This window comes from Paracidovorax wautersii (assembly GCF_031453675.1).
Lineage (GTDB): Bacteria > Pseudomonadota > Gammaproteobacteria > Burkholderiales > Burkholderiaceae_C > Paracidovorax.
Genome location: NZ_JAVIZX010000001.1, coordinates 2,216,229 through 2,239,815 on the forward strand (window position 1 = coordinate 2,216,229; position 23,587 = coordinate 2,239,815).

At 70.0% G+C, this 23,587-nt stretch carries 18 protein-coding genes and 1 pseudogene; 8 read left to right on the forward strand and 11 right to left on the reverse strand.

All coding sequences use genetic code 11. From position 1 onward, the window contains the following. The first annotated feature begins 75 nt into the window (after positions 1-75). Entirely contained in the window at positions 76-1,509 is a 1,434-nt protein-coding gene (gene glmU, locus QE399_RS10060) for a bifunctional UDP-N-acetylglucosamine diphosphorylase/glucosamine-1-phosphate N-acetyltransferase GlmU (protein WP_309828425.1), read from the forward strand. Further along, positions 1,506-2,363: a sensor histidine kinase gene (locus tag QE399_RS10065; protein WP_309828427.1), complete on the forward strand. Its 858-nt coding sequence runs from the start codon at positions 1,506-1,508 to the stop codon at positions 2,361-2,363. Before glmU ends, QE399_RS10065 begins: the two co-directional genes overlap by 4 nt. 75 nt (positions 2,364-2,438) lie before the next feature. Here QE399_RS10065 and QE399_RS10070 read toward each other — a convergent pair whose 3' ends face one another. Continuing rightward, positions 2,439-2,930 carry an Lrp/AsnC family transcriptional regulator gene (locus QE399_RS10070; RefSeq protein WP_309828429.1) on the reverse strand — a complete coding sequence of 164 codons (492 nt, stop codon included), beginning with the start codon at positions 2,928-2,930 and terminating at the stop codon, positions 2,439-2,441. A gap of 157 nt (positions 2,931-3,087) precedes the next feature. Here QE399_RS10070 and glmS point away from each other — a divergent pair, with 157 nt between their 5' ends. Next, positions 3,088-4,998, forward strand: coding sequence for a glutamine--fructose-6-phosphate transaminase (isomerizing) (gene glmS / locus QE399_RS10075; protein WP_309828431.1), 1,911 nt, complete (start codon positions 3,088-3,090; stop codon positions 4,996-4,998). Between the two features lie 287 nt (positions 4,999-5,285). On the opposite strand, the pseudogene QE399_RS10080 reads toward glmS, so the two are convergent. The 7 genes and pseudogenes from QE399_RS10080 to QE399_RS10110 form a co-directional block, all read right to left on the reverse strand. After that, positions 5,286-8,065 (reverse strand): annotated as a pseudogene (locus QE399_RS10080) (excinuclease ABC subunit UvrA). 199 nt (positions 8,066-8,264) lie between these two features. Continuing rightward, positions 8,265-8,660, reverse strand: coding sequence for a hypothetical protein (locus tag QE399_RS10085; RefSeq protein ID WP_309828433.1), 396 nt, complete (start codon positions 8,658-8,660; stop codon positions 8,265-8,267). Positions 8,661-8,716: 56 nt separating this feature from the next. Next, entirely contained in the window at positions 8,717-11,836 is a 3,120-nt protein-coding gene (locus tag QE399_RS10090) for an efflux RND transporter permease subunit (protein ID WP_309828435.1), read from the reverse strand. 10 nt (positions 11,837-11,846) lie between these two features. Further along, complete coding sequence (locus tag QE399_RS10095; protein WP_309828437.1) at positions 11,847-13,001, reverse strand: efflux RND transporter periplasmic adaptor subunit; 1,155 nt, start codon at positions 12,999-13,001, stop codon at positions 11,847-11,849. Beyond that, complete coding sequence (locus tag QE399_RS10100; RefSeq protein WP_309828438.1) at positions 12,998-13,549, reverse strand: hypothetical protein; 552 nt, start codon at positions 13,547-13,549, stop codon at positions 12,998-13,000. Before QE399_RS10100 ends, QE399_RS10095 begins: the two co-directional genes overlap by 4 nt. A gap of 44 nt (positions 13,550-13,593) precedes the next feature. Next, positions 13,594-14,958, reverse strand: coding sequence for a TolC family protein (locus tag QE399_RS10105; protein WP_309828440.1), 1,365 nt, complete (start codon positions 14,956-14,958; stop codon positions 13,594-13,596). A 102-nt stretch (positions 14,959-15,060) separates the two neighbouring features. Continuing rightward, positions 15,061-15,432: a hypothetical protein gene (locus tag QE399_RS10110; protein WP_309828442.1), complete on the reverse strand. Its 372-nt coding sequence runs from the start codon at positions 15,430-15,432 to the stop codon at positions 15,061-15,063. Positions 15,433-15,587: 155 nt separating this feature from the next. On the opposite strand from QE399_RS10110, the gene QE399_RS10115 reads away from it, so the two are divergent. The 3 genes from QE399_RS10115 (at position 15,588) to QE399_RS10125 (ending at position 18,090) form a co-directional block, all read left to right on the forward strand. Continuing rightward, positions 15,588-16,274: a heavy metal response regulator transcription factor gene (locus tag QE399_RS10115; protein WP_309828444.1), complete on the forward strand. Its 687-nt coding sequence runs from the start codon at positions 15,588-15,590 to the stop codon at positions 16,272-16,274. Beyond that, a complete protein-coding gene (locus QE399_RS10120; protein ID WP_309832012.1) occupies positions 16,274-17,611 on the forward strand; it encodes a heavy metal sensor histidine kinase in 1,338 nt (445 codons plus the stop codon). The genes QE399_RS10115 and QE399_RS10120 overlap by 1 nt, the downstream gene beginning before the upstream one ends. 125 nt (positions 17,612-17,736) lie before the next feature. Beyond that, positions 17,737-18,090, forward strand: coding sequence for a DUF4148 domain-containing protein (locus tag QE399_RS10125; RefSeq protein ID WP_309828446.1), 354 nt, complete (start codon positions 17,737-17,739; stop codon positions 18,088-18,090). A 153-nt stretch (positions 18,091-18,243) separates the two neighbouring features. Here QE399_RS10125 and QE399_RS10130 read toward each other — a convergent pair whose 3' ends face one another. From QE399_RS10130 to QE399_RS10140, 3 genes are all read right to left on the reverse strand, one after another. Beyond that, on the reverse strand, positions 18,244-18,975 hold the full coding sequence (locus tag QE399_RS10130) for a formylglycine-generating enzyme family protein (protein WP_309828448.1): 732 nt from the start codon (positions 18,973-18,975) through the stop codon (positions 18,244-18,246). A 23-nt stretch (positions 18,976-18,998) separates the two neighbouring features. Next, complete coding sequence (locus tag QE399_RS10135; RefSeq protein ID WP_309828450.1) at positions 18,999-20,183, reverse strand: aldo/keto reductase; 1,185 nt, start codon at positions 20,181-20,183, stop codon at positions 18,999-19,001. 82 nt (positions 20,184-20,265) lie between these two features. Then, entirely contained in the window at positions 20,266-21,369 is a 1,104-nt protein-coding gene (locus QE399_RS10140) for an aldo/keto reductase (protein WP_309828451.1), read from the reverse strand. Positions 21,370-21,511: 142 nt separating this feature from the next. Here QE399_RS10140 and QE399_RS10145 point away from each other — a divergent pair, with 142 nt between their 5' ends. Together QE399_RS10145 and QE399_RS10150 are read left to right on the forward strand one after the other, a co-directional pair. Next, positions 21,512-22,225: a heavy metal response regulator transcription factor gene (locus tag QE399_RS10145; protein ID WP_309832014.1), complete on the forward strand. Its 714-nt coding sequence runs from the start codon at positions 21,512-21,514 to the stop codon at positions 22,223-22,225. Then, positions 22,209-23,567 (forward strand): heavy metal sensor histidine kinase, encoded by a 1,359-nt coding sequence (locus QE399_RS10150; RefSeq protein WP_309828453.1) that lies wholly within the window; start codon positions 22,209-22,211, stop codon positions 23,565-23,567. The genes QE399_RS10145 and QE399_RS10150 overlap by 17 nt, the downstream gene beginning before the upstream one ends. Positions 23,568-23,587 lie beyond the last annotated feature (20 nt).

Here is a 23,587-nt window from a genome sequence, read left to right on the forward strand (position 1 = left end):
GACGCGCCCGATAATCGGCGGCATGCGGGCGGATCGCAGGGCCCGCGCTACCAGAACCGAAGAGCACCGATACCTATGACAGCAGCACTGGACATCATCATCATGGCCGCGGGCAAGGGCACGCGCATGAAAAGCCGCACCCCCAAGGTCTTGCAGCGCCTGGCCGGCCGGCCGCTGCTGCACCATGTGATCGACCAGGCGGCCCACCTGAAGGCGCGCAACGTGGTCGTCATCACCGGCCATGGCGCTATGGAAGTGGAAGCGGCTACCGCAGGCAGGACAAGCGCTGCGGGCGGATTCGACCTGAACTTCGTGCGGCAGGAGCCGCAGCTGGGCACCGGCCACGCCGTGCAGCAGGCCGTGCCCGCGCTGGCCGGCGACGGCACGGTGGTGGTGCTGTCGGGCGACGTGCCGCTGACCCAGGCGGCCACGCTGGCCGCGCTGGTCCAGGCTTCCGAAGGCGGGCGCCTGGCGCTGCTGACCGTCACGCTGCCCGACCCCACAGGCTACGGCCGCATCGTGCGCGATGGGTCCGGCGCGGTGCAAGGCATCGTCGAGCACAAGGACGCCAGCGAGGCACAGCGCGCCATCACCGAGATCTACAGCGGCATCATGGCCGTGCCCGCGGGCCTGCTGGCCGGCTGGCTGGCGCGGCTGACCAACGACAACGCCCAGGGCGAGTACTACCTGACCGACATCGTCGCCATGGCCGTGCAGGATGCCGTGCCCGTGGTGGCGCACCGCATCACCGATGCGCTGCAGGTGGCCGGCGTGAACAGCCCGCTGCAGCTGGCCGAGCTGGAGCGGGCGCACCAGCTGCGCCAGGCGCGCGCGCTGATGGAGCAGGGCGTGCGTCTGGCCGACCCGGCGCGCTTCGACGTGCGGGACGATGCGCGCACCGGCGTGCGCGGCGAGGTCGTCTGTGGGCAGGACGTGGAGATCGATGTGAACTGCGTGTTCACCGGCCGCGTGGCGCTGGGCGAGGGCGTGCAGATCGGTGCGCATTGCTGCATCGCCAATGCCACCATCGCGGCCGGCGCGGTGATCCACCCGTACACCCACATCGACGGCGAGAAGGCCGGCGTGCAGGTGGGCGAGGGCGCGCTGATCGGCCCGTTCGCGCGGCTGCGCCCCGGTGCCCAGCTGGGCCGCGAGGTGCACATCGGCAACTTCGTCGAGGTGAAGAACTCCACGCTGGCCGACGGCGCCAAGGCCAACCACTTGGCCTACCTGGGCGACGCCACCGTGGGCGAGCGCGTCAACTATGGCGCCGGCAGCATCACCGCCAACTACGACGGCGCCAACAAGCACCGCACGGTGATCGAGGCGGACGTGCACATCGGCAGCAACTGCGTGCTGGTGGCGCCCGTCACCATCGGCGCGGGCGGCACGGTGGGCGGCGGCTCCACCATCACCAAGAACACGCCCGCGGGCGCCTTGAGCGTGGCGCGCGGCAAGCAGATCACCAAAGAGGACTGGCAGCGACCGGCCAAGCTGCCGAAGGCATGACACACGAGACGCGCGCGGATTCTGGGTGCCCCGAGCCGGGGTCCACCCGGTACGCATCGCTCGATGCCCCGGCTTTGCGCGCGCTGCTGGCCGAGCGCGACCGGGCGCTGGCCGATCTGTCCGCCGCGCAGGAGGAGTTCCTGCGCGCCGTCTCCCACGACCTGCGGGCGCCGCTGCGCCACATCACCTCGTACAGCCCGCTGGTGCGCGAACTGGTCGAGGACGGCGCCCAGGGCCAGGGCCTGCCCGCCGAAGCGCGTGCGGAAGCCGTCCACTTCCTGGACACCATCGACCACGCCGCACGCCGCATGGGGCAGATGCTCGACGGCCTGCTCGGCCTTTCGCGCGTGGGCCGGGCGGCGCTGCAGCCGCAGGCGGTGGATCTGGCGCGCCTGGTGCAGGATGCGCAGTCGCAGCTGGCGCCGCAGGCGGCAGGCCGGCCGGTCGAGTGGGTGGTCGACACGCAAGGTCTGGCCCTGCACGCCGACCCGGTGCTGCTGCGCCAGCTGCTGGGGGAGCTGCTGGGCAATGCGCTCAAGTTCACCGCCCGGCCCCGGGCCGTGGATGGGCCGGCGCACATCACCGTCACGGCCCGCAGGGGGCAGGACGGGTGGGTCGACTGGCAGGTGCGGGACAACGGCGCGGGCTTCGATCCGGCCCGCGCGGGGGCGTTGTTCGGCGTCTTTCAGCGCCTGCACCGCGAGAGCGAATTCGACGGCGTGGGCGCCGGGCTGGCCACGGCCCGCGCCATCGCCCTGCGGCACGGAGCGTCCATCGCCATCAGCGCGGCGCCGGGGGCGGGGTGCACCGTCAGCCTGCGGTGGCCGCAACCCGGGGCCGACCGGGCCGGCTGAGCCCGCCGGGTGCAGGGAGCGCTGCCGCGGGAGCGCCAATGGCTTGATTGCTATTAAATTAATAGCTATATGCGCTTATTCTGCGGGCGCTATGGGCACTTTTGTATCGAATTTGGCGCGCTTCACCCCGAAGAACGCCTTCACGTTGCGCACGTTGGCATCGCCGGTGAAGAGCCGCTGCGTGAGTGCCAGGTAGCCGGGCATGTCCCGCGTGTGGACCACCAGCATGAAGTCCGGCCCTGGCGCCACCCGCCAGCACTGCTGCACCGCCGCCTCGGCCACGGCGCGGGCCTCGAAGGCGTCCAGCAGTTCCGCGCCTTGCCGGTCCAGTGTCACCTCGACGAAAGCCGTCAGCCCATGGCCCTGCAGTGCGGCCAGCCGGTCGGGCCGCAGGATGGCCACCTGGCGCTCGATCAGACCCAGGTCATGCAACCGCTTCACCCGCCGCAGGCAGGTGGGCGGCGACACGTGGGCCAGCGCGGCCAGCGTCTGGTTGCTGAGGCTGGCGTCGGTCTGCAGCAGATCGAGAAGGCGCAGATCGGTGCCATCAAGTTCCAGGTGTTCCATGAATTGATGTTTAATGAAATTTAATTTCTCATGCCGAGTATGAAGAAATGTAAGTTCATTTTGTAGAAAAAAACGATCTGAAATTTTATGCCGCACTGCCTACGATGGCGCCCATTCCCCGTCAGTCACTTCCTCTTCTCACCTGAAGGACCTTCCCATGTGCGGCATCGTCGGCGCAGTTTCCACGCGCAACATCGTTCCCATCCTCGTGCAAGGCCTGCAGCGGCTGGAGTACCGGGGCTATGACTCCTGCGGCGTGGCCGTGCACGAGGCCAGCCTGGGCACCTCGCCCACGGGCGGCCTGCGCCGTGCCCGCAGTACGGCCCGTGTGGCGGAACTGCTGGAGCAGGTCCACACCGACCATGTGGAAGGCGCCACCGGCATCGCCCACACCCGCTGGGCCACGCACGGCGCGCCGGCCGTGCACAACGCGCATCCGCATTTCAGCCTGGGCACCGGCCCCGACACGCCCGAACCGACCCGCGCCGGCCGCGTGGCCCTGGTGCACAACGGCATCATCGAGAACCATGAGGAACTGCGCGCCGCGCTCCAGGCCCGCGGCTATGTGTTCTCCAGCCAGACCGATACCGAGGTCATCGCCCATCTGGTGGACAGCCTGTACGAAGGCGACCTGTTCCATGCGGTGCAAGCCGCCGTCGCGCAGCTGCACGGCGCCTATGCCATCGCCGTGATCCACAAGGACGAACCCCACCGCGTGGTGGGCGCGCGCGCCGGCTCGCCGCTGATCCTGGGTGTGGGGCAGAACGAGCACTTCCTGGCCAGCGACGCCATGGCCCTGGCCGGCGTGACCGACCAGATCGTCTATCTGGAGGAGGGCGACCTCGTGGACCTGCAGCTGGGCCGCTACTGGATTGCCACCAAGGCCGGCCAGCCGCTGGACCCGGCCCAGCGCCCCGTCCGCACCGTGCTGGCCCACAGCGGCGCCGCCGAGCTGGGCCCCTACCGCCACTACATGCAGAAGGAAATCTTCGAGCAGCCGCGCGCCATCGGCGACACGTTGGAAGGCGTGCAGGGCATCGCCCCCGAACTGTTCGACGGCCAGGCGCTGTACGGCGAGCCCGGCGCCTCCGCCTGGCGCGTGTTCAAGGAGGTCGATTCGGTCCTCATCCTGGCCTGCGGCACCAGCTACTACAGCGGCTGCGCGGCCAAGTACTGGCTGGAGTCCATCGCCGGCATTCCCACGCAGGTGGAAGTGGCCAGCGAATACCGCTACCGCACCAGCGTGCCCAATCCGCGCGCGCTGGTGGTGACGATCAGCCAGTCCGGCGAGACCGCCGACACGCTGGCCGCGCTGCGCCACGCGCAAAGCCTGGGCATGCAGCACACGCTGACCATCTGCAACGTGGCGACCAGTGCCATGGTGCGCGAATGCAAGCTGGCCTATATCACCCGTGCCGGCGTGGAGATCGGCGTGGCCTCCACCAAGGCCTTCACCACCCAGCTGGCGGGCCTGTTCCTGCTGACGCTGTCGCTGGCGCAGGCGCGCGGCCGCCTCACGGAAGAACAGGAAGCCGCCCACCTCAAGGCCATGCGCCATCTGCCGGTGGCGCTGCAGGGCGTGCTGGCGCTGGAGCCGCAGATCATCAGCTGGGCGGAAGACTTCGCCAAGATGGAGAACGCCCTGTTCCTGGGCCGCGGCGTGCACTACCCCATCGCCCTGGAAGGCGCGCTCAAGCTCAAGGAAATCAGCTACATCCACGCCGAGGCCTACCCGGCCGGCGAACTCAAGCACGGCCCGCTGGCCCTGGTGACCAGCAGCATGCCCGTGGTGACGGTGGCGCCCAACGACGAGCTGCTGGAAAAGCTCAAGAGCAACATGCAGGAAGTGCGCGCCCGCGGCGGTGTGCTGTACGTGCTGGCCGACGCCCGCACCAACATTGAGAGCGCCGACGGCATGCATGTGATCCGCATGCCCGAGCACTACGGCGCGCTCAGCCCCATCCTGCACGTGGTGCCCCTGCAGCTGCTGGCCTACCACACGGCCTGCGCCCGCGGTACGGACGTGGACAAGCCGCGCAACCTGGCCAAGAGCGTGACGGTGGAGTGATGTCAGCGAGGGGGGGGGCTACCGAGAAACGCACCACGCCAGTCGGTAAAAGTTAAGGCATCCGAGATGCCTTCCCCCAGCGGGCTGGGAAGACACCGGGCAGCCCGCAAATGGCCTGGCGCGGACCACGCAGCGCGGGTGGGGCACGCAGATGCCTTCGGGTTCGTCGGTAAGCTCGCACCATCATGCTCAGCAGCAAGCCCATGCCGGCTGAACATGAGGCGATAGACGGTGGACGGCCGTCCCTTGGAGCGCGTTGCAGCCGTCCATGCCTGCGGAAGACCTAATCAACCGGCGGCCGTTGAACCCAGCGCGGCCGCCAGATACGGCGCGGTGCGCGATTGGGCGCAGGCTGCCACCTGCTGTGGCGTTCCCGCGGCCACGATGCGCCCGCCCAGCGTGCCCGCGCCGGGGCCGATGTCGATCACCCAGTCGCTGGAGGCGACGAAGTGCATGTCATGCTCGACCACCACGACGGTGTTGCCGGACCGGACCAGGGCGTCCAGCTGCAGCAGCAGGCGGTCCACGTCGGCGGGGTGCAGGCCGGTGGTGGGCTCGTCCAGCACATAGAGCGTGTGGCCACGCTGGGTGCGCTGCAGTTCGGTGGCGAGTTTGATGCGCTGGGCTTCGCCGCCCGACAGCTCCGTCGCCGGTTGGCCCAGCCGGAGGTAGCCCAGGCCGATGTCGCGCAGCGCATGCAGGGGCCGCAGCACGGCAGGCTCGGCGGCAAAGGCGTCGCAGGCGGCATCCACCGTGAGGCCCAGCACATCGGCGATCGTGAGCCCGTTCCAGGTGATGGCCAGTGTCTCGGGGTTGTAGCGCGCGCCGTGGCAGGTGGGGCAGGGTGCGTACACGCTGGGCAGAAAGAGCAGTTCCACGCTGACAAAGCCTTCGCCCTCGCAGGTGGGGCAGCGCCCCTTGGCCACGTTGAACGAGAAGCGGCCCGCGTCATAGCGCTTTCTGCGCGCGGCCGGCGTGGCGGCGAAGAGCTTGCGCACGGCATCGAACAGGCCGGTGTAGGTGGCCAGGTTGGAGCGGGGCGTGCGGCCGATGGGCTGCTGGTCCACGCGCACCAGGCGGCGCACCTGGTCCGTCGCGCCGCCCAGGTGGCCTGACGTGGTGGCGTTCTCGTCGAGCAGCGCGCCGGCGCCGGGGTCGTCTCCCTCGGCTGCGGGGTCGGGCGGGCCGCCGGCCGGATCGTCGTCGCTGTCGCTCAGCGCAGGCGATTGTCCCAGGTGCGCGGTGACCAGCTCCAGCAGCGCCTGGCTCACCAGGCTCGATTTGCCCGAGCCCGACACACCGGTCACTGCCGTCAGGCAGCCCGTGGGAAAGGCGACGTCCACGCCGCGCAGGTTGTGGCGGTGCACGCCCTGCAGCGTCAGCCATTCCTGCGGTGCCTTCTCCGGATCGGGTGTACGCCGCGCGCGGCGCTGGCGCGTGCCATCGTCGAACAGGTAGCGGCGCGTCTGCGACTCGGCCACGCTGGCAAGGCCTTCAGGGGGGCCGCTGTAGAGCACGCGGCCGCCGCGCTCGCCGGCCTCCGGGCCCACATCCACCAGCCAGTCGGCGCGCTGCATGGTCGCCACGTCGTGCTCGACCACGAAGATCGAATTGCCGGCGGCCTGCAGGCGCTGCAGCGCCGTCAGCAGCGATGCGGTGTCGGCCGGGTGCAAACCGGCCGACGGCTCGTCCAGCACGTACACCACGCCGAAGAGCTGCGACGCCAGCTGCGTGGCCAGGCGCAGGGCGCTGCAGCTCGCCTGGCGACAGCGTGGGCGTGGCCCGGTCGAGCGACAGGTAGCCCAGGCCCAGGCCGGTGAGCGCCTGCACGCGGACCAGCAATTCCTGCGCGATGCGCTGGGCCGCCAGCTGCTTTTCGGGCGACAGGTGGGGCGTCCGGCGCACGTCGGGCGCCGCGGCATGGGCCGAAGCCCCGGCCGCCGCCCGCTGGAGCGCCGCGCGCTTGCGGGCCGCAGGGGGCAGGGCGGCGCCCGCATCGCCCGTCGCCGCCGGAGTGGCCGCGCCCTCGGCCGCCGGCCGCAGCACGTCAGCCAGGGCGTCCAGGGGCAGGCGCGCCAGATCGCCGATATCCAGCCCGCAGAAGGTGACGGACAGGGACTCCGGCTTGAGCCGCTTGCCGTGGCAGACGGGGCAGGGCGTGCCCACCATGAACTTCGAGACCTTGCGCTTCATCATCGCGCTCTGGCTGGTGGCGAAGGTCTGCATCACGTACCGGCGTGCGCCGGCTGAACGTGCCCATGTAGCTGGGCTGCTGGCCCGCCCGGCGCGCGCGGTGAACCTCTTCCAAGGTAAAGCCCGGGTAGACGGGCACGGTGGGCTGCTCGTCAGTGAAGAGAATCCAGTCGCGCGTCTTCTTCGGCAGCTTGCGCCAGGGAACGTCGATGTCGTGGCCCAGCGTGGTCAGGATGTCCCGCAAATTCTGGCCCTGCCAGGCGCTCGGCCAGGCGGCCACGGCGCGTTCGCGCAGGGTGAGGGAGTCGTCGGGAACCATCGACGCCTCGGTCACTTCGTACAGCCGGCCCAGTCCGTGGCAATGCGGGCACGCGCCCTGCGGGGTGTTGGGGGAAAAGTCCTCCGCATACAGCATCGGCTGGTGAGCGGGGTAGGCGCCGGCGCGCGAGTACAGCATGCGCACCAGGCTGGAGAGGGTGGTGACGCTGCCCACGGATGACCGTGCCGTGGGCGTGCCCCGTTGCTGCTGCAGCGCCACGGCCGGCGGGAGACCGTCGATGGCGTCGACCTGCGGTACGCCCACCTGGTCGATGAGCCTGCGCGCATACGGCGCGACCGATTCGAAGTACCGGCGCTGCGCCTCCGCATACAGGGTGCCGAAGGCAAGCGACGACTTACCCGAGCCGGACACCCCCGTGAAGACCACGAGGGCGTTGCGCGGGATCACCACATCCACGTTCTTCAGGTTGTGCTCGCGCGCGCCGCGGACGTGGATGCAGCCATCGGCGGGATCCGGCAGCGCCGTGGGCGCCTGGCGTTCAGTAGGCGATGCGGGTGCCTTGGCAGACTTGGAGGAACGGGTGGGTGGGGGCATGGAGCGGCCGGCGGAGATCTGATGGACGGGCTCCAGTGTCGCGGCGCGAGGGGCCGCGTGCCGTAGGCCGCCGCCTCTTGCCCGGCTTATCCGCACGCCGGTTCGTCGAGACCATGCGGATCACGCTCTGCCTGTGCAGGATCCGCGCGGTTCGGCGCACGGCCCGCGCTGCGGCGGGTCGCTCAGCGCGCGGGTTCCGTCACTTCAGCGCGAACCGCACGTTGACCGGCTTCTTTCCCGGCAGCGTCACCGCGGCCACGGCCTTGGTGCCCGGGCCGGCCTTGAAGTCCCCCTGTGCCTCCAGCCGGTCGCCCGCAGGCTGAAGTTGCGCCTCGGTCTTGTCCTTGCCGTTCAGCAGGGTGACCTTGGCGGTGGCGCCGGCGATCTGGGCGGGCTTGCCGTGGTCGCGCACGTAAAGGCGCAGGTGGCCCGCGGAGGCCACGAGTTCAAAGTCCATGTCGCTGGCCTCGGCCACGACGCCGCCGTGCACGGGCTGATGGTCATGGCCGGCACCATGGTCGCCTGCTGCGATGGCGACGGTGCTGCTGAGAGCGAGCACGAGACTGGCCAGCAGGGGGGTGATAGGTCGTTTCATGCGGTTTCTCCTGGATTGAGCGGATTGAACGAATGGAAGCAATCGAGCGGTGGGAATCAGAACGCTTCGGCGTTGCGGTCGTCGACCAGGCGCTCTGCGTCGCGGCGGCCGAAGAGCCAGAACATGGCGGGTGTGAGAAAGGTGTCCAGCAGGGTCGAGCTGATGAGCCCCGAGAAGATCACCACCGCCACGGGGTGCAGGATCTCGGTACCCGGGCGCTCGGCCTCGAACAGCAGCGGCGCCAGCGCGAATGCCGTCACCAGCGCCGTCATGAGCACGGGACTCAGACGCTCCAGCGAGCCGCGCACGATCATCCGCGTATCGAAGTTCTCGCCCTCGAACCGCATCAGGTTGATGTAGTGGCTGACCTTCAGGATGCCGTTGCGCACCGAGATGCCCGCCAGCGTGATGAAGCCCACCAGCGCCGCCACCGACAGGGGCTGTCCCGACAGCGCCAGGCCCAGCACTGCGCCCACCAGCGCCAGGGGAATGTTGGCCATGATGAGGAGCGCCAGTCGCGTGCTCTTGTAGCGGCTGAACAGCACCACGAACATCAGCACCGCGGACACGATGGACAGCAGGCCCACCAGGCGCGAGGCTTCCTCCTGCGCCTGGAACTGGCCGCCCAGGGTGATGAAGTAGCCCTCGGGCAGCGGCGTCTGCGCGACCACGGCGCGGATGTCGGCCACCACGTCGGACAGCGGCCGCCCCTGTGCATTGGCAGACAGCACGATGCGGCGCTTGCCGTCATCGCGGCTCACTTGGTTGGGACCGTCGCCGTCTTCGATGGCGGCCAGCTTGGACAGCGGCACGCGGCCGTTGGGCGTCTCGATCAGGATCTTGCCCAGGCCATCCACCGAGCGGGCGCTCTCCGGCAGGCGCACCACCAGCGCGAAGCGGCGGCTGCCTTCCACGATCTGCGTCACGCGTTCACCCTCGACCAGCGCCTGCAGCGTGGTCAGGATCTGCGTGGCGGGCACGCCATAGCGGGCAGCGGCGTCGTAGTCGATGCGGATCTTGATCTGCGGCGCCAGCACCTGCTTCTCGACCTCCAGATCGGCCATGCCGGGGATGGCGGCCAGCCGCGAGCGCAGCAGCTCGGCTTGGCCGCGCAGGGTGTCCAGGTCTTCGCCGAAGATCTTGATGGCGATCTGCGAGCGCACGCCCGAGAGCATGTGGTCGATGCGGTGCGAGATGGGCTGGCCGATGCCGATGGCCGCCGGCAGGTTGGACAGGCGCGCGCGGATGTCCGCGCTGATCTCGTCCATGGAGCGCGTGATCTCGCTGCTGGGCTTGAGTCCCACGTCCAGCTCGCTCACGTGCACGCCCTCGGCATGCTCGTCCAGTTCGGCGCGGCCGCTGCGCCGGCCCACGTGCGTTACCTCGGGCACCTGGGCGACCAGCACCTCGGCCTGGCTGGCCAGGGCCGAGCTTTCGGCCAGCGTCACGCCGGGATTCAGCCGCAGGCCGATGAGCAGCGTGCCCTCGTTGAACGGCGGCAGGAACGTGGTGGGAAAGAACGGCACCGCCGCCAGCGACACCAGCACCGCCACCACGCCGGCCGCCATCGCGGTGCGCGGGCGCTCCAGCGTGGCTTGCAGGCCGTTGCGGTAGCGTGCCTTCAGCCAGGCCAGCATGCGCGTGTCGCCATGGTCCAGCGACTTCATGCGCGGCAGCAGGTACAGGCTGAGCACGGGCGTTACGGTCACCGACACCACCAGGCTGGCCAGCGTGGAGACGATGAAAGCGATGCCCAGGGGCACGAACAGCCGCCCCTCCATGCCCGGCAGGGCGAAGAGGGGCACGAACACCAGCACGATGATGACCGTGGCATACAGGATGGCCGAACGCACCTCCATGGTCGCCTGGGCCACCACTTCCAGCGGGTTCAGGCGGTGGTTCGGGTGCTTGACGCGGTCTTCCTTCAGGCGGCGCATCACGTTCTCGATGCCCACCACGGCATCGTCCACCAGCCCGCCGATGGCGATCGCCAGGCCGCCCAGCGTCATCGTGTTGATCGACAGCCCGAAGTACCGGAAGACCAGCGCCGTGATGAAGATCGACACGGGGATGGCGACCAGGGCGATCACGGTGGTGCGCAGGTTGCCGAGGAACAGGAACAGGATCACCGCCACGAAGGCCGAGGCGGCGATCAGCTTGCCCTGCAGCGTGGTGATGGAGGCCTCGATGAAGCTGGCCTGGCGGAAGGTGACCTGCGGCGCGTCCATGCCCGCGGGCAGCGAGGCCTTCATGCCGGTCAGGGCTTCCTCGATGGAGCGGGTCAGGGCGATGGTGTCGGCCGTGGGCTGCTTCTGGATGCCCAGGATCACCGCCGGCCGGCCCTCGAAGCCGGCGTCGCCGCGCTTGAGCGCGGGCGCGAAGGTCACATCGGCCAGCTGGCGCAGCAGGATGGGCTGGCCGTTGCGGGCGGTGAGGGCGAGGTTCTTCAGATCCTCCAGGTTGGAGGTGCGGCCCAGGTGCCGGATCAGGTACTCGCGCCCGTTCAGCTCCAGGAAGCCGCCGGACGTGTTGGACGAGAAACCCTTCAACGCACCTTCCAGCTGGTCGTGCGAGATGCCCAGCTCCGCCAGGCGCGCGGTGTGGGGCTGCACCTGGAACTGGCGCACCTCGCCGCCGATGGGGATCACCTGGGCCACGCCCGGAATCGCCATCAGGCGCGGGCGCAGCACCCAGTCGGCGTACTCGCGCACCGCCATGGAAGACACCTTGGCCGTGTCGATGGGGATCGCGATCTGCATGATCTCGCCCATGATCGAGCTGATGGGCCCCATGCGCGGCACCACGCCCACGGGCAGGCCTTCCTCCATGGAAGACAGGCGTTCCGACACCATCTGCCGGGCGCGGAAGATCTCCGTGCTCCAGTCGAAGGTGACGTAGAGAAACGACAGCCCCGCGCTGGAAGTGGAGCGCACGGACTCCACGCCTGGCAGGCCGTTCATGGTCGTCTCCAGCGGGAAGGTGATGAGCTGTTCCACCTCCTCGGCGGCCATGCCGCCGGCCTCCGTCATGATGGTGACGGTGGGCTTGTTGAGGTCGGGAAACACGTCCACCGGCGTGCGTGACAGGGTGAATGCCCCGTACGCGACCAGCACCAGGCTGGCGATGATGATGAGCAGCCGGTTGGCCAGGCTGCTGTCCAGAAGCCACTTGAACATGCGGGGCTCCTCAGCGGACTTGGTTGATCAGGCTGGCGCTCTCGGTGACGATGCGCTCGCCTCCCTGCAGTCCCGCCGTCACGCTGACCGATGCGCCATCGAGCGGCGCGGCCGTCACTACACGGGGCTCGAAGCGCTCGGCCGCCGTCTTCACCCAGACGATGGTCTGGTTGGACGGGTTCTTGACCAGCGCTGCGGCCGGCACGGGCACGCCCGTGACCTGGCTGCGTGTCTGCACGACGACCCGTACCGGCTGCCCGATGGCCAGGTGCCCCAGCCCGTCGCCTTGTGCGCGGAACTGGATCGGCAGTGCCTGCTCGCGCAGGCTGCGGGCCGCGCCCACCAGGGTCAGGGCCACACGCTGGCCGCTGTCGGTGGTCACGTAGGCGCCGGCCACGTCCTGGGCCAGTGCCGTGTCGTACGCCAGGGCCTCCACACGCAGGCGCTGTGCGTCCACGATCTCGAACACCAGCTCACGCGCGTCGATCACCTGGCCGGCCACGGCGTACGCCGCGGCGATCACGCCGGAGGCCGGAGCGAGCAGCGCATCGCGCCCGTCCAGGCCCGTGCCCACGACACGCGCACGCTCGCCCAGGCTGGCGACCTCGCTCTCCAGCGCCTCGATCTCCTTGCGGGGCACGGTGTCGGCCAGGTCGCGCAGCCGTGCCAGCCGCTTCTCGGCCAGTTGCTTCGCGGCGCGCAGTTCGGCCAGCTGGGCTTGCTGGCTGGAGCGCTCCAGGCTGCTCGCGGCCGGCTGCACATAGGCGAGCACTTCACCCTTGCGCACGGCCTGGCCCACTGCGGGCAGGCCGCGCGGGCCCGCCTCCAGGCGACCGGCCACCATGGCCTGCACCTTGCCGCCGGCATTCGGGTCCATGAGCACCTGCCCGTTCAGCTCCACCGAGCGGGGCAGCGCGCGCTGCGCGCCGGGCGCCGTGCGGATGCCCATTTGCCGCTGAGCCGGCTTGGGCAGGAACACGCTGCCATCGGGCAGACGCTGCGGACCGTTGCTGTGGGCAGCGGCGGGCGCCTCGCCATGGTCGTGCCCCTCGCCGGCCAGGGCCGGTACGGCGACAAAGCACAGGGCGGCGGACAGCAAGCCGGCCAACGCAGGGGCGCCCAGGGGACGGCGCGGGGTGGTACGGGTGAGGGTGTGGAGCTTCATGCGGCACCTGCCTTCTTGCGGGTCATGCGGAGCGCGGCCACGGCCAGCGCGAGGACGGCGATGCCGCCAGCGGCCCAGAGGGCGTATTCCTTCCAGCCGTGGGCATGGGCGGGCTCGGCGTGCGTGGCGCCGTGGATGTCGATCTCGCCGGCCAGCAGATCGCTGTCGTTGCCGGCCGTCACCGTGGCGGTCACGGGCGTGGTGCCTTCGGGCAAGGCGGCCTCCAGCGTGGCTTCGAACTGGCCGTCGCCCTGCGGCTGGGCCTGCAGCTTGCGGTCGCCGATCTCCAGTTCCAGCGTGGCGTTCTTCACCGGCACGTTGGTGGGCGCATGGTCGAGGTACAGCGTCAGCTGTTTGCCCTGGACCACGCCGACCAGCTCGAACAGGTCGGAGGCCGCCACGAAACGCGGCTGGGACGGGCCCGTGGCCGTGGCAGGCGCGTCGTCGTGGCCCTCGTGGGCGAAAGCGGGGGCGGGCAGCAGCAAGGCCGCGGCCAGAAGCACGCCGACAGGCAGCGCCCGCAGCGAGGGGGAAAGTGGCAGGTTCATGGGGAGGTTCCGAAGAATGCGGGGGGGCTGGGGGCTGCGCGGCGTCATTGCGGCAGCAGGCCCAGGGCCTGGTCGAGGGCGGACAGGGCCTGGTTCACGTTGAGCCGGGCAATGGCCGACTGGCGTTCGGCCTCGGCGGCTTCCAGTTCGACGCGCAGGCGGTTGGGCAGGTCGGTCTCGCCCGCCCGGAATGCCTTGCCGACGAAGCCCTGCGTTTCGCGCGCCAGGGTGGCGCGGCGGTCCGCGGACCGGGCGGCCGCGCGGGCACCGGCCAGCCGGGCACGGGCGCTGGCGATCTCGCCGGTGATGCGCAACCGTTCGCCTTCCAACTGGCTCTGGGCTTCCAGCATCTCGGCCGCCGCGGTGGCTGCCCTGTTCTGCCGCGCACCGCTGGCGCCGAACGGGATGCGCACCCCCACCGTGACGCTCTGGGCGTAGCGCTCGCCGCGCTCGCCCCGTTCCCGTGTGGTGGCCACGGTCAGCTCGGGGTTGGCGCGCGTTTGCGCGTTCGCCAGTTCGTGGTTGCGCTCGGCCACCCGGAGCTTGCCCTGGGCCTCGCGCAGGGCGGGGTGTTCGGCAACCGCCTGCTCATCGGCTGCCGACGGGCCCGATGCGCTCCCGGGCACCTCTGCCGCGGTGCTGTCAGGCAGGGCCTCGGCCGGCTCAGCCTGCACGGTCACGGGCCGGGCTGCCAAGGTGTTTAGGGTCTGCTGGTGAACGGCATGCTGTGCGCGGGCCTCGGCCAGTTCCGCCTCGGCTGCAGCCAGTGCGCCATCGGCTTGGTGCTGGTCTGCACGCGCCAGGTCGCCGGCCCGCACGCGCCGGGCCACGTCTTGGGCCAGTTGGGCTGCGCTGTCGCGACGGGCTTGGGCCAGCGAGATATCCAGCTGCGTGCGGTGCAGCTGCCACCACGCCTCGCGCAGGGTGCCGGCCAGACGCAGCCGAGAGGCCGCCTGACGGGAGTCCAGTGCATCGATCTCGGCCTGGGCCAGGGCCTGCGAACGTCCTCGCTCGCCGGGCAGCCAGAGGGGCACGGCCAGGCCCACTTCCATCTCGCGGCTCCCCTCGTCGCGATGCCAGCGGTCGGTCTTGCTGGACAGCTCCAGCGCCGGAGGTTCGGGCGTCCAGCCGTTCGCGACCGCTTGCCGGCCCTGGGCCGCCTGGCGGTACTGGGCGGCACTGGCCGCTTCGGGCTGGCGTGCCCAGGCCGCATCGAAGGCCTCTCGAAGGGTGGTGATGGCGGGCGCCTGAGAAGGTGTCGCTGGGGCGGCCTGCGCGGGGGCGGCCGGCCCCGGGGCTGGGGCGTATTGCGTCCATGCCGGCAGGGCAGCGAGGCTCAGCGCCGCTGCAGCCCATGCGCGCGCGCGCCGGCCATTGACCCCTGGGCGGGGTCCGGGAAAACAAAGCATGGTGACCTCTTGGGCGGCAGTGCGGGCTGCCGCGGTTTCGTCCGAAAGAAGGCTCGCACTAGGCCGCCGCGCAGGGAGCGCGGCGCCAGGGCGGGCCGGAAATCAGAGGAAACGGGTGTGAGGTGGTCGGATCAGCCGCTCGGGAATGCCCGAGGTGACGGCCCGCAGATAGGGCGTGGCCCCCTGCGGCAGGGGCTGGTGCAGCGCGGGGGCGTGGTGCAGCGCGGTGAGCGCCGGCGCTGCACCGTGGCAATTGGCGCAGTCGGCATGGTCGACATCGGAAAGCTGGGCGCCGGTGTCCGACAGCTTTTCCACCAGCGACCCCCCGTTCACGCCCACCTCATGCCGGTGGTCATGGTGTCCGAAGTGCTGGCTGGCCGCCCCGCTTTCGTGGCGGCAAATGCTGGCAGCGGCGGCCCACGTCCATTGGACGGGCAGCAGAAGCAGCAGGAAGACCAGCACGAAGCGATGCATGGGGCGCGAGTGTAGCGAACGGGCGAGGCAGTCTGGAAGGCACTGGCGTCGATGGGGATTCTTCGCACTCTAGGCCGGCGAAACCCACGGCAGGCCGACGTCCCGATGACAAATCTGTAATCTGCCGCAGCGCCCTGCGGCGCCAGAATGCGGGCATGAAACTGCTGCTGGTGGAAGATGAACCCAAGCTCTCGGCGTATCTGCGCAAGGGGCTCGGCGAAGAAGGCTATGTGGTCGATGTGGCGTTCAACGGGGTGGACGGTCTGCACATGGCCAGCGAGGCCGCCTATGACCTGATCGTGCTGGACGGCATGCTGCCCGGCATCGATGGGCTGGCCGTGCTGGCGGCCCTGCGCCAGACGCGGCAGACGCCGGTGCTGATGCTCACGGCGAGGGCGCAGGTGGAAGACCGCGTGCGCGGGCTCCAGAGCGGGGCCGACGACTACCTGGTCAAGCCCTTCGCGTTCTCGGAGCTGGTGGCGCGCATCCAGGTGCTGTTGCGCCGGGCGCAGGGGCCGCGCGGCACGGGCGAGGCCACCGTACTGCGCCTGGCCGACCTGGAGCTGGACCTGATCCGCCGCAAGGCGGTGCGCGCCGGCCAGCGGCTGGACCTGACGGCCAAGGAGTTCAATCTGCTGAGCCTACTGCTGCGCCGGCAGGGCGAAGTGCTGTCGCGCACCGAACTGGCCGAGCAGGTCTGGGACATGAACTTTGACAGCGAGACCAATGTGGTGGAGGTGGCCATCCGCCGCCTGCGCAGCAAGCTGGACCAGCCGTTCGAGGCGCCCCTGCTGCACACGGTGCGCGGCATGGGCTACGTGCTGGAGCCGCGCACGCCATGATGCTTCGCACAGTGGCGGGCAGCCTGCGGGGGCGGCTGTCGCGGTGGCTGGCGCTGCAGGCCATGGCGGGGCTGGGGCTGGTGTGCGTGGCGGTGTACGTCGTCATCGCCTGGACGCTCGCGGCACGGCAGGACGACGTCCTCCGTCAGAAGCAGGCGGCCGTGCAGCACCTGCTGGCGGAACGGCGGGACGCGCATGACATGGACGGTGTGCGCCACCTGCTGAACGACTTTCTGGCGGGGCATGACGAGCTGTCGCTGCGGCTCACGGACGTGGGTGGCCGCCTGATCTATGAAACCCTGCGCGCCCGGCCCGACAGCCAGGACACCAAGCGGCTGGATTTCGCGATCCGCGTGCCGGGCGATGCCAGCGCCACGGCGCATGCCACGCTTACCTTGAACCAGCAAGGCGACGAGGCCTTGCTGGCGCGTCTGGCCTGGACCCTCGCGCTGGCGGCGCTGGCGGGCACCGTGGCCGTGTCGGCGGGTGGCTTCTGGCTGGTGGGGCTGGGGCTCTCGCCGCTGCACAAGCTGGTGGAGCAGACCCGCCGCGTGCACGCATTGCGGCTGGACCGGCGGCTGGACGGCAGCGAGCAGGCCGAGGAACTGCAGCCCCTGATCGCGCAGTTCAACGCGCTGCTGGACCGGCTGGACGTGGCCTACCGGCAGATGGAAGCGTTCAACGCCGATGTGGCGCATGAGTTGAACACGCCGCTGGCCACCCTCATCAGCAGCTGCGAACTGGCGCTGCGCCGCCCGCGCGGCCCGGGGGAGCTGTGCGATGTGCTGGGCTCCAACCTGGAAGAGCTGCACCGCATGGCCGGCATCGTCGGCGACATGCTCTTCCTGTCGAACGCCGAGCGGGGCCTGCCGGCGCGGCGCACCTGGCAGCCCAGCCTGGCGGCGCTGGCCGCCGAGGTGGCCGAGTTCCACGAGGCGGCGTTGCTCGAGGCAGATCTGCGCTGCGAGGTGCAGGGCGATGCGAGCGCGAGCGTGGATGGGCCTCTGCTGCGCCGTGCGCTGTCCAACCTGCTGGGCAATGCGACCCGCTATGCGCGGACAGGAACCTGCGTGGTCATCGAGATCCTCCCGCTGGCGCAAGGCGGCGTCGAACTGGCCGTGACCAACCAGGGGGCTGCCGTGGACGCCGAACATCTGCCGCGCTTGTTCGACCGCTTCTACCGTGCCGACCCGGCGCGCTCCCACGCCGACCGCAACCATGGCCTGGGCCTGGCCATCGTGGCCGCGATCGCGCGCATGCACGGCGGCGACACGGTGGCCGAATCCTCTGGGGGCACCACGCGCATCGGCATACGGCTGGCGGGCGGTGCGGGATGACCTGATTGTCATCTTCCCGTGGGCGTGCTGTCGGCCCCGAATTTCTACAGTGAAGCCATCTTCTGCTCATGCTGCTGGAGCACGAACGGAAGGTGCCTTTTGTCCACACTGCAAGGAGTTTTTCCATGACCCGACAACGTTCCACACTCGCCGCTCTTGCCGCTGCCGCCGCTTTGGCCGCCGGCGGTCTCCTGCCTGCCACGGCCGCTGCAGGGAGCTACTGGCACCTGGCCCACAACGAGTCCGGCGTGACGGTGCATCCCGAGCACTTCCAGGGCGCGAAGACGCGCGAACAGGTGCGCGCCGAGGCGATCGAAGCCCAGCGCAGCGGCGCCATGGTCCACATCTCCGAGCGGGGCGAGCCGGCGGCTGCGCCCACCTCGGCCGCACGGGGCCTGACCCGGCAGCAGGTGGTCGACGACCTCCTCAGCGAGACGCCCGAAGACCGCAGGGCCCGCCAGCGCGCGTTCCGCGGCTGAGGCAGAGCCGGGGCGGAACGCGCCCGCTGTCCAGGCAGGCGCCGTTGTTCCTGGCGGCCCGAAGCAGCGCGTTCCGTCGCTGCAGGGCCCGACGGCAGTGTGCGCCCTGCGCGTGGGGGCGGCAACAAGTTCACAAGGGCTGACGGCTGCCCCTCAGCGCCGCGCAGGAAGATCGTAGACGCAGCGCAGGCCGACGTAGACCGCGTAGAAGCTGGCTGGCTTCCATTGCATGGACTCCGCCCGCATCTGGTCTTCGCCGTACCACCATGATCCGCCGGCCGTCAGTGCATCGTCGCCCCGGCGGTCTGCCAGCCACTCCCAGGCATTGGCCCCCATGTCGTACAGCCCATTGACGCCCGGGCGGGTGGTGCCTGCCGCGGCCAGGCGCGGCCACCGGTCGGTGCCGTTGGTGTTGGCGCCGCTGGCCGTGTCGCCGGTGGGGTAGGTGTAGGTTCGTGCCCGGGTGAAGCCTGCCTGTGCACCGCCTCCCTGTTCCGTGTAGGCCGCCGACGTCCATTCCGCCCTCGTGGGCAGGCGCCCGCCGGCCCACGCGCAGTAGGCACGCGCTTCGTGCCAGCTCACATGGACGGCGGGCCACTGGGTGCTGTCGGGGGCAGCGCCGAAAGGCCGCCGGAAGCTCCAGCCGGCACGGCGCTCCCAGCCTTGGCCCCATTCGTGGCCGCCGCCCTCGCGCTCGGCGGCCGTCGTGAGCCCGGTCGCCCGCGCGAACTCGGTGAACTGGAATATGGTGACCTCGTGCCGGTCGATCGCAAAGCCGTTCAGGGCGACCCGGTCAGGGCCTGGGGCCTGGGCGTGGGTGCCCAGCCCGACGAGGGCGAGTGCCGCTCCGGACAATACGGCTTGGATGGTGGCGGTCCTCGTCATTCATGCACTCCTATGGCACGGGCTCAGGCAGGGACGGGCGCCTGGCGGGAGATCAGCCCCTCGCGCCGCAGTGCCTCCCAGAAGGCCGTCGGAACGGCCACGCGCATCGATTCCGCGTTGGCCTGGACCTGTCCAGCTGCGCGCGCCCCGGGAATGATGGCAGACACGATGTCCGGCGCGGCGGCAAACTGCAGGGCGGCGGTGCGCAGGTCGATGCCGTGCTGGTCGGCCACGGCCGCGATGCGTGCACGCTTCTCCACAGCGCCCGCCGGAATCTGGTCGCTGAAGTGGTAGCGGTTGCGCCCGCCGAGGAAACCATCGTTCAACGGCGTGCCGACCACGACGGAGATGCCCTTGCGCTGCAGCGCGGGGAAGGTCTTGGCGAGGCTCGTTTCATGGTCGAGGATAGAGTACTGGCAGGCCAGCAGCACGACGTCCGGCGTGGGCACGTCGGATGTGGCGGCAAGCACCGCGGCATCGGCGGTGTTGATGCCGAAACCCCAGCCGCGGATCAGGCCTTGCTCGCGCATGCGCGCCAGCTCCGGCATGGCGCCGCGCGTTGCAACGGCGAAATGGTCGCGCCAGCTGCCGGGCAGTTCGGTGTTGTCAGGGGACAGGTCGTGGATGTAGACCACGTCGATCTTGGGCAGGCCCAGCCGCTGCAGGCTGTCTTCCACCGAACGGCGTGCCCCCGCGGCCGTGAAGTCGTAGCGGTAGCCCATGGGTGCGGGGTTCACCCACAAAGCTGCGTTGGGGAGCGGGCCGCGCGTGGCCTGCAGCACGCGGCCGACCTTGGTGGACACGACGTAGTCATCCGGGTTCTTGCCGCGCAGGAAGTGCCCCAGCCGGTATTCGCTGAGCCCGTAGCCGTAGAACGGCGAGGTGTCGAAGTGCCGGACGCCGGCATCCCATGCGGCCTGCAGCACCGCCTGGGCCTGTTCGTCGCTGATGGCGGCGAAGATGTTGCCGATCTGCGTTCCGCCCAGGCCGAACCGGAACGCCGGGCGGTAGCGCTGGCCCGCGCCTGCCGGCGCATTGACGGGCAGCGGGCGCTGGGTGACGGTGCCCCGCGTGGGCAGAACGCTTCCGCGCTCGGTCAGCCCCGGGGGCAGGACTGGTGCTTGGGCCCGTGCAAGGGGCATGGCGGCAAGGCCGGCCAGCGTGGTGGCGGTAGCGGTGGCGCTATGCAGGAAGTGGCGGCGGTCCATGGTATTCAAATCCTTTGAAGATGATGCGAGCGGCATGCCCGCGGGCGGGCGGTGTTCGGCTGCAGATGCTTCTGCAGGGCGCTCACTGGCGCGCGCGCAGCGCCGCCTGCGCGCGGCGGATCAGGCCCTGGTACTGCGACTGCTTGTCCGGGTACCACGGCAGGGTCTGTACCTGGGCGAAGCCTGGCAGGCCTTCCACGTACTGCACCATGCGCGCGCGCAGGGCCGCGTCCGGCAGGGGGCCGCGCAACGCGCCGATGTTCTCCAGCGCATGCGCGGGGTTCGCGGTGGCGCTCAGGCAGCAGGTGACGGCCGGGTGCGACATCACGAACTTCAGGAAGTACTGCGCCCAGTTCTGGATCCCCAGCTCGCCGGCGAAAGCGGGCAGCGGCGACTGGCCGATGGCCTTGTGCAGCCGGCCTTTCTCCAGGGGCATGTTGATGAACACGGCCACCCCCGCCTCCTGGGCGGCGCGCAGCACGGTGCTTTCGGCCGCCCGGTTGGCGATGGAGTAGTTGACCTGCACCGCGTCCACCACGCCGCGCCGGATCCACTTGGCCAGCACCTCGTGGTAATCGTTCTCGTGGTGCGTCACGCCCACCATGCGGATCAGGCCCTCCTTCTTCCAGGCGGCCATCAGTGGCAGCACGACGTCGACGTTCACCAGGCTGTGGCATTGCATGAGGTCGAAGCCGCGGCGCCACAGGCGCAGCTGAGACTCCTCCAGGCTGCGGCGGGCCTGGCCTTCGTCCGCCAGGAACGCCCCGGTGGACCAGATCTTGTTCGCCAGGAACAGCTGGTCGGTAGCGCCCAGGGCGCTGGCCGCGTCGCCGACGGTCACTTCGGCGCTGCCATACAGCGGCGAGGTGTCGACGACGCGCACGCCGGCCCGCAGGTAGTGGCAGATGACCTCGAACAGCTCCGCGCGCGGCGCTCCAGGCAACTGGTCGAAGGTGAGGAAGGTGCCCAGTCCCAGGGCCGGCACCACGTCGCCCGTGCGCTGGATGCGCTTGGAAAGGATGTCGGGAGGTTGCGCCGGAAAGCGGGGCGGAGCGGAGGGCTGCGTGGAGGGGGCTGCGGTCTGGGCGCTGACGACGCCGTGCGTCGCTCCGGTGGCGGCCAAGGCCAAGCCGCCGCGCAGGAACGCGCGGCGTGCAGCAGCAGTCTGGGGAAGCATGAAGGCCATGCGCGTCACTCCATTCAAGGGGTTGCAGGAATGCGGTCCTCCGGTGCGTGGCCCGCGTTCCGCCATGCTCCACGCCCACATAACGGATGGCGCTCAGATGCATTACAGATCCGTAATCGGCCGCCGCAGATGCCCATGCACAATGGCGGCGAAAGGGGTGCCCGTGCACAAACTGCTAGTGATCGAGGATGACCAGAGCGTGGCGGGCTACCTGTACCAGGGGCTGTCCGAATGCGGCTACCGCGTGGACGTGGCCCACGACGGCATCAGCGGGCGCGCGATGGCCTTGCAAGGCGACCATGCGCTGGTGTTGCTTGATGTCATGCTGCCCGGATGCGACGGGTTCGAGGTGCTCCACGCCATCCGCCGCAAGGGCAGCCAGCCCGTGCTGATGCTGACGGCGCGCGACCGGCTGGACGACAAGGTCCAGGGCTTGAAGGCGGGGGCCGACGACTATCTGGTCAAACCGTTCGCTTTCTCGGAGCTTCAGGCGCGCGTCGAGGCGCTGATCCGCCGGGGGGCAGCCAGCTTCCAGGAGCAGAACCTCCTGCGCGTTGCCGACCTCGAGATCGACCTGGCCGCGCACCGGGTACATCGCGCGGGGCGCCGCGTCGAGCTGTCCACCAAGGAGTTTCAGCTGCTCAGCCTGTTCGTGCGGCGCAAGGGCCAGGTGCTGACACGCACGACGCTGGCTGAGCGGATCTGGAACATCCATTTCGATTCGGATACCAACATGGTGGAAGTCGCCGTCCGGCGGCTGCGGGCCAAGATCGACGATGCCTTCCGCCACAAGCTCATCCACACGGTACGGGGCGTCGGGTACATGCTGGAGGACCGCGATGCCGGCGTGGCGTGAGCCCGCCGCGGACACGCGCCATTCGGTCCTGCGGCGGCTGGCCTGGCAGCTCGGCATCGGCATCAGCCTGCTGCTGGGCGCCATTTCGATGGTGGTCTACCTGGGCGTGCAGCAACTGCACGAACGCGCGCAGTCGCGCCTGCTGGCGATCAAGGTGCAGAAGCTGGTGGAAACGTCGAACGCCCTGCTCAGGCCGGAGAACCAGGATTTCCTGCGCTTGCTGCAGGCCAATGCCGTCAAGCGCCAGGGGTCGCGGCTGCAGCTGCACCATGAGGACGGCTCCGCGTTCTACGTGGACCCTGCGGACGAGGCCCATGTGCTGTCCGGGCAGGTGCGCTCGCGGAGCTTCGTGCTGCATTCGGCGGATGGCCGCATGGCCCTGAACGGCCGCTTCGATATCGATATCTCCGAGGACGTAGCGCGCCAGGAGGCTCTGGCCCGCATGCTGGCCCTGGCCACGGCCGCTGGCGCGCTGCTGAGCGCGGGGCTCGCCCGCTGGGTGGTGCACCGGGGCCTGCGCCCCCTGAGCCAGCTGGCTGAGCAGACGCAGGCCATGTCCGCCACCCGGCATCTCGGGCATCTGCATCTCTCGCCGCCGAGCGTCGAGCTGTCGCCGCTGGTACAGCATTTCAACGAACTCATCGACCGGCTGGAGAATGGCCGGGTGCAGCTGGAGTCGTTCAATGCCGATGTCGCCCATGAGCTGCGCACCCCGCTGACCGCCCTGATCGGGAAGACGGAACTGGCGCTGTCCCGTCCCCGCACCGAGGCGGAGCTCACGCAGACCCTGGCGTCCAATCTGGAAGAGCTGGGGCGCATGGCCTCCGTAGTGAACGACATGCTCTTCCTTGCCCGTGCGGACGGAGGGCAGCGCGCCCGGGTCGGAGCGCCGCTCAGCCTGGGGGCGTTGATGGCGGACCTGCTGGAGTACCACGAGGCCGATGCCGCCGAGCGCGGGCTGCAATTGCGCGTCGAGGGCGACCTCACCCTGCCCGTGGACGAACGGCTGCTGCAGCGGGGGGTGTCCAACCTGCTGAGCAATGCCAGCCGCTATGCGCTGCCGGGCAGCACCATCCGGATCGTGCTGAATGCGGCAGGGGCGGCAGGCCCCAGCGTCTCCGTGGTCAACGAAGGTCCCCGGATTCCGGACGCCGTGCTTCCGCGCCTGTTCGACCGTTTCTACCGGGGGGACGCTGCCCGGCAGCGGGAAGGCATGCACGCGGGGCTGGGCCTTGCCATCGTGGCGGCCATCGCGCGCATGCACGGCGGTGAGGTCTGGGCCAGCTCGGATGCGGATCGCACCGAGGTCGGGATCCGTTTCGCCCCTGCCACCGGCCTGTAAGGGCCGTGGCGGCGGCGCCC

Coding starts and splice junctions, on each gene's coding strand:
- glmU (WP_309828425.1), top strand. CDS start 76: ATGACAGCAGCACTGGACATCATCATCATGGCCGCGGGCAAGGGCACG.
- QE399_RS10065 (WP_309828427.1), top strand. CDS start 1,506: ATGACACACGAGACGCGCGCGGATTCTGGGTGCCCCGAGCCGGGGTCC.
- QE399_RS10070 (WP_309828429.1), bottom strand. CDS start 2,930: ATGGAACACCTGGAACTTGATGGCACCGATCTGCGCCTTCTCGATCTG.
- glmS (WP_309828431.1), top strand. CDS start 3,088: ATGTGCGGCATCGTCGGCGCAGTTTCCACGCGCAACATCGTTCCCATC.
- QE399_RS10085 (WP_309828433.1), bottom strand. CDS start 8,660: ATGAAACGACCTATCACCCCCCTGCTGGCCAGTCTCGTGCTCGCTCTC.
- QE399_RS10090 (WP_309828435.1), bottom strand. CDS start 11,836: ATGTTCAAGTGGCTTCTGGACAGCAGCCTGGCCAACCGGCTGCTCATC.
- QE399_RS10095 (WP_309828437.1), bottom strand. CDS start 13,001: ATGAAGCTCCACACCCTCACCCGTACCACCCCGCGCCGTCCCCTGGGC.
- QE399_RS10100 (WP_309828438.1), bottom strand. CDS start 13,549: ATGAACCTGCCACTTTCCCCCTCGCTGCGGGCGCTGCCTGTCGGCGTG.
- QE399_RS10105 (WP_309828440.1), bottom strand. CDS start 14,958: ATGCTTTGTTTTCCCGGACCCCGCCCAGGGGTCAATGGCCGGCGCGCG.
- QE399_RS10110 (WP_309828442.1), bottom strand. CDS start 15,432: ATGCATCGCTTCGTGCTGGTCTTCCTGCTGCTTCTGCTGCCCGTCCAA.
- QE399_RS10115 (WP_309828444.1), top strand. CDS start 15,588: ATGAAACTGCTGCTGGTGGAAGATGAACCCAAGCTCTCGGCGTATCTG.
- QE399_RS10120 (WP_309832012.1), top strand. CDS start 16,274: ATGCTTCGCACAGTGGCGGGCAGCCTGCGGGGGCGGCTGTCGCGGTGG.
- QE399_RS10125 (WP_309828446.1), top strand. CDS start 17,737: ATGACCCGACAACGTTCCACACTCGCCGCTCTTGCCGCTGCCGCCGCT.
- QE399_RS10130 (WP_309828448.1), bottom strand. CDS start 18,975: ATGACGAGGACCGCCACCATCCAAGCCGTATTGTCCGGAGCGGCACTC.
- QE399_RS10135 (WP_309828450.1), bottom strand. CDS start 20,183: ATGGACCGCCGCCACTTCCTGCATAGCGCCACCGCTACCGCCACCACG.
- QE399_RS10140 (WP_309828451.1), bottom strand. CDS start 21,369: ATGGCCTTCATGCTTCCCCAGACTGCTGCTGCACGCCGCGCGTTCCTG.
- QE399_RS10145 (WP_309832014.1), top strand. CDS start 21,512: ATGGCGGCGAAAGGGGTGCCCGTGCACAAACTGCTAGTGATCGAGGAT.
- QE399_RS10150 (WP_309828453.1), top strand. CDS start 22,209: ATGCCGGCGTGGCGTGAGCCCGCCGCGGACACGCGCCATTCGGTCCTG.